Consider the following 7,649-nt stretch of genomic DNA (forward strand, 5'->3'; position numbering starts at 1 on the left):
GGCCCGCGCCCCCCCCCCCCGGGGGCCCAATACGGGGGGTTATCGCGCGGGGGGGTTGGGTCCCCCCAATTGTTAAAACCCCGCCCCGGGCGCCCGCGACGGGGCCGCGCCGGGGCCGCGGCGCCCGGGCGCCGCTCGTAGGATGGCCCGCGTGGATCACCCCGAAGAACAGCGCAGCGCTCCCGGCGCGTCCTCGCCCGGAATCGGTGCGGCACAACAGGTCCTGCGCCGCGTGTTCGGCTACGACGATTTCCGCGGCGATCAGGCCGCCATCGTCGAGCACGTCGTGGCCGGCGGCGACGCCTTGGTGCTGATGCCGACCGGCGGCGGCAAGTCGCTGTGCTACCAGGTGCCCTCGCTGGTGCGTCGCGGCGTCGGGGTGGTCGTCTCGCCGCTGATCGCGCTCATGCAGGACCAGGTCGACGCGCTCAGCGCCCTCGGCGTGCGCGCGGGTTTCCTCAACTCCACCCAGTTCCCCGACGAGCGCGCCACCGTGGAGGCCCAGTTCCTCGCCGGTGAGCTGGATCTGCTCTACCTCGCCCCGGAGCGGCTGCGCCTGGAATCCACCGCGCGCCTGCTCGACCGCGGCGAGATCGCGCTGTTCGCCATCGACGAGGCGCACTGCGTCTCCCAGTGGGGCCACGACTTCCGCCCCGACTATCTGGCGCTGTCGATGCTGCACGAACGCTGGCCGGACGTGCCGCGCATCGCACTCACCGCGACCGCCACCGAGAAGACCCGCGACGAGATCATCCAGCGCCTCGACCTCGGTTCGGCCAGGCGCTTCGTGGCCAGCTTCGACCGGCCCAACATCCAGTACCGGATCGAGCCGAAGAACCGCGCCGACCGCCAGCTGCTCGACTTCATCCGCACCGAGCATCCCGGCGACGCGGGCATCGTCTACTGCCTGTCGCGCAACTCGGTGGAGAAGACAGCGGCCTTTCTGAACGAGAACGGCGTCGCGGCCGTGCCCTATCACGCGGGCCTGGACAACCGCACCCGCGCCACCAATCAGGCGCGCTTCCTGCGCGAAGACGGCCTGATCGTGGTCGCCACCATCGCTTTCGGCATGGGCATCGACAAACCCGACGTGCGCTTCGTCGCCCATCTCGACCTGCCGAAATCGGTGGAGGGCTACTACCAGGAGACCGGCCGCGCCGGTCGCGACGGCCTGCCGTCCACGGCGTGGATGGTCTACGGCCTCAACGACGTGGTGCAGCAGCGCAAGATGATCGACTCCTCCGAGGGCGACGCCGCGCACCGCAGGCAGCTGCAACTGCACCTGGACGCGATGCTCGCGCTGTGCGAGACCGTCGACTGCCGCCGCGCCCAGCTGCTCGCCTACTTCGGTCAGACCGGCGGGCCGTGCGGCAACTGCGACACCTGCCTGAACCCGCCGGAGTCCTGGGACGGCACCGTCGCCGCCCAGAAGCTGCTCTCCGCGGTGCTGCGGCTGGACCGCGAACGCGGGCAGAGCTTCGGCGCCGGCCATGTCATCGACATCCTGCTCGGCAAGCAGAACCCCAAGGTGGCGCAGTACGGGCACGACGAGCTGAAAGTCTTCGGCGTCGGCGCCGACCTGCGCGACACCGAGTGGCGCGGCGTGGTGCGCCAGCTGCTCGCCCAGGGCCTGCTCGCGGTGACCGGTGATTACGGCGTGCTCACCCTGACCCCGGCCAGCGAGGAGGTGCTCTTCCGCGGCCGTCAGGTGCGCCTGCGCCGCGAACCCGAGCGACCGGTCAAGCAGCCGCGCGCCGCCAGGAGCCGCACCGCCGCCGCCGATCTGCCGCCCGCCGACGCGGCGGTCTTCGAGCGGCTGCGCGCCTGGCGGGCCGCCGCCGCCAAGGAGCAGGGCGTGCCCGCCTACGTCGTCTTCCACGACGTCACCCTGCGCGACATCGCCGCCCGCAAACCGGCGACCCTGCGCGAACTGGGCGGTGTCAACGGCGTCGGCGAGAACAAGCTCGCCAAGTACGGCGAACAGGTGCTCGAGGTGCTCGCCGCGGTGTGAGCGCCGCCGCCGGACGGACCGGAGGGAGAACGAGGGCTTGCCGGGTGCACGGATGGGTCGGGATGTGGCGGACGCGCCGCGACACGAGAACGGAGATCAGTGGATGAGTGACCTTCCTGGGATCGGCCGCAGACAACTGCTGGCGGGTGCGGGAGCTCTGGCGGCGGGCGCCGGCCTGCTCGGGTTGACCCCTGCCCAGGCGGTTCCCGTCGACGAGGGCGTCACCAAGTTCCCGATGCCGGCAGGCGGCGACTCGGTTCGCGTGCTGGTCACCGGCGACGCGGGCACCGGCACCCGCACCCAGTGGGCGGTGGCCGACGCCGCCCGCGCCTTCCACGCCCGCGAGCCGTTCGATCTCGCCCTCGGCCTCGGCGACAACATCTACGAGGCGGGCCCGGTCGGCGACAACGACATCCAGTTCGCCGCCAAGTTCGAAGAGCCCAACACCGGCCTGGATTTCCCATGGCTGATGACCCTGGGCAACCACGACAACACCGCCGTCTTCCCCGGCGACGGCGGCTGGTTGTTGCGCGGCGACCACGAGGTCGGCTACCACGCGCACTCGCCACGCTGGTGGATGCCCAGCCGCTACTACTCGGTGCGGGTGCCGCAGCCGCGGCCGGTGGTCGAGTTCTTCGTCCTCGACCTCAACCCGCTGGCCTCCTACATCCCGTTGCCGCTGGCGGGATACTGGGCCGTGGACGGGCAGTACATGAACGAGCAGCGCGCCTGGCTGGACCGGGCCCTGGCCGAATCGCCCGCCCGCTGGAAGGTCGTCTGCACCCATCACCCGTATCTGAGCAACGGCTCACACGGCAACGCGGGCCGCTACGAGGGCCTCGACATCGAGCCGCTCAACGGCGTGCACGTGCGGCGCTTCTTCGAAGACCACGTGCTCGGCCGGGTGCAGTTCGTCTTCTCCGGCCACGACCACTGCCTGCAGGTGCTCGAGCCGACCACGGCCTCCAAGGGCACTCGCCAGATCGTGTCGGGGGCGGCGAGCAAGACCGGCGGCGCGTGGGCGGCCGACGGCAGCGACGACACCCCCGCGCTCTTCCAGAGCTTCCACCAACTCGGTTTCATGGCCGTGGAATTCGATGCCGCCGGTGTGGATCTTCGTGTGGTGACCGTCGATCCGGCCACCGGCGCGGGCACCGAGGAGTTCCGCCGGAAACTGGCCTGAGCGAAGCGATTCGGACCCGTGGCGATCATCCGGCGGCAGATCACCGATTGACAACGCCGGGGCCGCCGCGGGCGCGTGTCACCGGTGGCGGCACTACCGTGCAGGTATGCCTCCCGGTGACGATCCTTCGGCCGAAGAAGAGTCCGAACAGCGGGGTCCCGAACCCGCCCCCGATCCCCCGGAGCCGACGCGGCGCCGCTCGGCGGACCCCACCGTGGAATCGGTGTGGCTCGGGCGCAGGCGCCGGGAACGTCCGCCGGGCAGGCCACGGCTGACCACCGTGCTGATGGTCGTCGCCTTCACCGGCCTGCTCGTGCTCTACTTCGTCGTCCGCCCCGGCTGAGCCCGCCCGCCTTCCCGGCGGACGGCAGGAATAATCCGGTTGTCACGTCACTTAGAGTTGACGGTGATGAAGGAGAAGGGTCGATGAAGGAAAAGGGGCGCAAGGTCATCGCGACCAACCGCCGGGCGCGGCACAACTACACGATCCTCGACACCTACGAGGCCGGGATCGCGCTGGTCGGCACCGAGGTCAAGAGCCTGCGCGAGGGCAAGGCCTCGCTGGTCGACGCCTTCGCGACCGTCGACGACGGCGAGGTGTGGCTGCGCGGCCTGCACATCCCCGAGTTCAGCCACGGCAGCTGGACCAATCACGCGCCGCGCCGGGTGCGCAAGCTGCTGCTGCACAAGCGCGAGATCGAGCGGCTGGTCGGCAAGTCCCGCGAGGGCAACCAGACGCTGGTGCCGCTGACGATGTACTTCTCCGACGGCAAGGTGAAGGTCGAGCTCGCTCTCGCCCGAGGCAAGCAGGACTACGACAAGCGCCAGGACCTGGCCCGCCGGACCGTCGAGCGCGAGGTCACCCGCGAGCTTGGCCGGCGCGTCAAGGGCATGAAGGGCTAGCGTCCGCTGTCGCGCGCGGCGCGGGTCACAGCCGCGCGCACGGTCCGTCGAAGGTGACCCGCTCCAGGGTCGGCCCCTGGAACCACGCGGCAACCGTGCGCGAACCCAGCTGCGCGGTCGGATCGGGCTCGCTGATCACCGCGCGCTCCTGTGTGGGGTCCGCGTCCACCCCGTACCGCCGGTCCGGCGCCATGCCCTCGGAGTTCGCCGTCAGGCCCGCCAGCTCGCGCCGCAACGCCGCCCGGTTCAGCGGACCTGCCTCGGCGGCCTTGGTCAGCAACGCCTTGACCGGGTAGGAGCTGGCCCAACCCAGGTGATAGCCCCAGTTCGACGGTTCCTGCGGCGAGGCGGCGCGCGCCTTGGCCGCCCCCTGGCTGGTGCCGTCCCAGCCGTCGTAGGGGGAGGTGTAGTTGTAGAGCGCGATGATCGGCTCGGCGGCCGGGGTCTCCAGCAGTGCCCGATTCCAGGTCGGGGTGGAGCCGAGGAAGCGGCCCCGGTAGCCGCCCGCGACCAGCTTGCCGATGATCTCGGCGGTCTCGGACGGGCCGGTGGCCAGCAGCACCACGTCCGGCTGGGCGGCCAGGATGGTCGCCACCGGCCCGTCCTGATCGCCGACCTCGGAGTTCGGTCCGGTGTCCACCCGGGCGGCGACCGGGACGCCGTTGGCGAAGGCCCACCTCATCGCGCCCGTGGCGTAGTCGCTGCCGTAGTGGCCGCGGAAGGCCACGATTCCGATACCGCCGGGCAGATAGTGCTCGGCGCTGAACCAGTCGAGACCGAGTATCGCCTCCGCGCAGTAGGAGTAGCCGTAGTCCAGCACCAGGTGCCGATCGGTGGCGCCGTACTGCCAGCCCGACCACAGCGTGCCCGAGCCGGTGATCATGTCGTCCTCTTCCATGTCCGGCAGCACCGACATGGTCTGGGCGGTGCCCAGGCTCATCGCCAGCGCCAGCACGTGCGGCTCGATCCGCTCGTACTCCGCGCGGTGGCGCTGCGGTTCGTAGCCGGTGTTCTTCCGGTAGGTCGTGATGTCGATCTCGTAGCCGCCGATACCGCCGGACTCGTTGACCTCACGCCAGAACGCTTGCTGGCCGTCGTCGATGGATTTGCCGAGGGCGCTGAACGGGCCGTCGGCGAGGTCGGAGAGCACCCCGAGGTAGATGCACCCCTTCAACTCGTCCACCGCCTGGGGACACGGCTCGCTGGTGACCCCGGGTCCCACCTGCTCTGCGGGCTCGGAACAGCCGCTGACCAGCAATGATCCTATGATCATCCCGGCAACGGTCGTATGGTGCAGTGGGCGGCGACCGCCGGGCATACGCATCTGTGACTTCCTACTCTTGCCGCCGGGTTCCACGATCGGCCCCGGAGCCGATCGGAAAGATACCCAACGGTTGCCGAACCGGGAAAGCAGCGTGACAGGTTTGTGATTTGCGGGTGTACACCGTTGTTCGCCGACCGGCCGTTCGTGACGCGCGTCACCCGCTCGCGCGGCCGGAAAACCGGGATGAAACGCCGCGCGCTCGGTGTTAAAGTAGGCAGTCCGCAAGGTGCGGACACGTACGGGGCTGAACGGTTTCGACTGCGTACGTTGATTCAGGGGAAGCGTGTCGGTGCAGGCAAGAGACCACCGTAAGCGTCGCTGCAAACAAATAAGCGCCGATTCTCATCAGCGCGAGTACGCTCTCGCTGCCTAAGCGACAGCGTCTCTGTCGGCCCGGGATACGCCCTCGGTCCCGGTGCCGGCATCAGCTAGAGGGCTCACCGTCCGCCTCGGTCGCGGAGACGGACGGGACAGCAAACAGCGACTGGGATCGTCATCCCGGCTCGTTCGCGTGACCGGGAGATCCGAGTAGAGACACAGCGAACTGCACACGGAGAAGCCCTGGAGACGCGGCGGAGGACCCGGGTTCGATTCCCGGCAGCTCCACTCCGAGGCCCCTCACCCGAGATCGGGAGAGGGGCCTCGCTCCTTTTCCTGACCGTTCCGAGCGGGACTCATCCGCGGATACGCCGGCGGGACCGTTCAGCCGACCTGGTCGGTTTGGCCGCTCATCTGCTGACTGTTGCTCTGATCGGTGTCTCGAAGTCGGCCGATCGCGGCGAGGTAGGCGTCGCGCATCGTCTCCACGATCTCGATGTGCTGGTTCAAGCGTGAGATTGCGTTGTCGTTCGGGTCGTGAGCGCCTCCGCCGACAGCCTTCTGCTGGAACTTCTGCTGCAACTGCTGAGCAGACGGTAGGCCGCCGTAGCCGGAGAGAAATTCTAGAGCCCGTGCGTCCAGCCGCATTCGATAGAGCGCGTCCAGCAGAGTGTCGCATTGCGTGGCAATCGCGGAACCGACGCCCTCGTCGAGCATGAATTGGCCGTCGATTCCTTGCTGTTTGATGTTCTACCAAGTTTTCAATTGCTCATCCGTTGACACGAGAGCATGCCTCCTTCACCGGCTCTCCGCCTACTTCGGCAGATGGCGTTCGAGATCTGTCGCATGACCGGTGGCGAGATCGCAGATGTTCTGGGCCGGATTGCGGCCCAGCCAGCCCACGGAGACGGTGAACGAGCCCTGGTCGGCCGGGAATGTGACGTAACAGCTCTCTGCGTCGGTGTCGGACTTGACGCGGGTGAGCAGCGCGGGGCGACTGCCTACAGTGGTATCTCCGAGGATGGTCACGGTCGTGCTGTTGCGTGTTTCCTCCAGCGTCTTGCTGCTGGACATCAAGTCGACGCGGTACGCCGACCCTTGGACGTCCCAGCCGCAGATGCGCCACGAGGACACCTCGGTGGGGTTGACGATGTCCCGCTCGGTTGATGGATCGAGCCCGGTCTCGACGAGCCACTCGTCCGGCACGTCTGTGCAGGGATTGAGCAGGTTGTCCTTCTCCGGCCCGGCGGGGGTGGCGGTCCCGCTGGTCTGCCCGCCGCATCCCGCGAGCGTGAGAACGGCCAGTCCGGCTACGGCGGTGCGGGCAATGCGCATGGTGTTCCCTCCCTGAGCGTCGGCCGTCACGATATCGGACGCATCCGGCTGCCCGGCGGTTCCCGCCGGAGCCGATCTGTGGGCTGCGCCCCGTCGTCGAGATGGGCTCGACACAACTACTCGGGCAACGTCATCGGATGGACACCGCGATCCGCGGCGATCTGTTCCGAGGTCAGGCCGTCTTCACGGTTACGGGCGACGCGGACCACGTCGTCCCGGAATTCACGTTCCAGGAGCGCGGTTTGTTCCGGGTACCTTCCCGCGAGGTCCACTCCGAGGCCGCTCACCCGAGATCCGGTGAGCGGCCTCGCTCCTCTCCAGGCCATTCCGGGCGGGACTTTCCGAACCCCCTGGGACCTGTCAGCCGACCTGGTCGGTTTGGCCGCTCATCTGCTGACTGTTGCTCTGGTCCACGCTCTGCAATTGGCCGATCGCGGCTAAGGGTTGTCCCGTAAGTTGTTGAGCGGCAGCCGGTATCGTGTTCGGCGTGGCGGTGATCTCGGCGGCCGATCCGGTGATGGTGGAGTTGTTCAGCGGGCTGCGGCCCCGCAAGTTCGCACGGCTGATCACCCGGT

The 7,649-nt window shown here is 68.8% G+C and carries 9 protein-coding genes and 1 other RNA gene; 5 read left to right on the forward strand and 5 right to left on the reverse strand.

Translation table 11 applies throughout. The features are described 5' to 3' along the window. Window positions 1-142 precede the first annotated feature (142 nt). The 4 genes from recQ (at window position 143) to smpB (ending at window position 4,097) form a co-directional block, all read left to right on the forward strand. Window positions 143-2,011 (forward strand): DNA helicase RecQ, encoded by a 1,869-nt coding sequence (gene recQ / locus QH283_RS01870; protein WP_414689634.1) that lies wholly within the window; start codon window positions 143-145, stop codon window positions 2,009-2,011. A 103-nt stretch (window positions 2,012-2,114) separates the two neighbouring features. Then, window positions 2,115-3,194 carry a metallophosphoesterase gene (locus tag QH283_RS01875; RefSeq protein WP_280501285.1) on the forward strand — a complete coding sequence of 360 codons (1,080 nt, stop codon included), beginning with the start codon at window positions 2,115-2,117 and terminating at the stop codon, window positions 3,192-3,194. A gap of 106 nt (window positions 3,195-3,300) precedes the next feature. Continuing rightward, on the forward strand, window positions 3,301-3,537 hold the full coding sequence (locus tag QH283_RS01880; RefSeq protein ID WP_280501286.1) for a hypothetical protein: 237 nt from the start codon (window positions 3,301-3,303) through the stop codon (window positions 3,535-3,537). An 83-nt stretch (window positions 3,538-3,620) separates the two neighbouring features. Continuing rightward, the gene (gene smpB / locus QH283_RS01885) at window positions 3,621-4,097 is read left to right on the forward strand and encodes an SsrA-binding protein SmpB (RefSeq protein WP_280501287.1); all 477 of its coding nucleotides are present in this window, start codon (window positions 3,621-3,623) and stop codon (window positions 4,095-4,097) included. Between the two features lie 25 nt (window positions 4,098-4,122). On the opposite strand, the gene QH283_RS01890 is transcribed toward smpB, so the two are convergent. Then, window positions 4,123-5,370: an ABC transporter substrate-binding protein gene (locus QH283_RS01890; RefSeq protein ID WP_280501288.1), complete on the reverse strand. Its 1,248-nt coding sequence runs from the start codon at window positions 5,368-5,370 to the stop codon at window positions 4,123-4,125. 291 nt (window positions 5,371-5,661) lie between these two features. Between QH283_RS01890 and ssrA the strand changes: the two genes are divergently transcribed. Beyond that, window positions 5,662-6,030: a transfer-messenger RNA gene (ssrA, locus tag QH283_RS01895) on the forward strand. Window positions 6,031-6,123: 93 nt separating this feature from the next. Here ssrA and QH283_RS01900 read toward each other — a convergent pair. The 4 genes from QH283_RS01900 to QH283_RS01915 all read right to left on the reverse strand — a co-directional run. Continuing rightward, complete coding sequence (locus QH283_RS01900) at window positions 6,124-6,456, reverse strand: hypothetical protein (RefSeq protein WP_280501289.1); 333 nt, start codon at window positions 6,454-6,456, stop codon at window positions 6,124-6,126. A gap of 96 nt (window positions 6,457-6,552) precedes the next feature. Next, entirely contained in the window at window positions 6,553-7,074 is a 522-nt protein-coding gene (locus tag QH283_RS01905; RefSeq protein WP_280501290.1) for a DUF3558 domain-containing protein, read from the reverse strand. A gap of 116 nt (window positions 7,075-7,190) precedes the next feature. Then, on the reverse strand, window positions 7,191-7,361 hold the full coding sequence (locus tag QH283_RS01910) for a hypothetical protein (protein WP_280501291.1): 171 nt from the start codon (window positions 7,359-7,361) through the stop codon (window positions 7,191-7,193). Window positions 7,362-7,434: 73 nt separating this feature from the next. After that, window positions 7,435-7,649 (reverse strand): hypothetical protein (locus QH283_RS01915; RefSeq protein WP_280501292.1); only part of this gene is annotated, 215 nt, incomplete at its 5' end.

It is taken from the genome of Nocardia farcinica, assembly GCF_029867845.1.
In the GTDB taxonomy this organism is placed as follows: domain Bacteria; phylum Actinomycetota; class Actinomycetes; order Mycobacteriales; family Mycobacteriaceae; genus Nocardia; species Nocardia farcinica_A.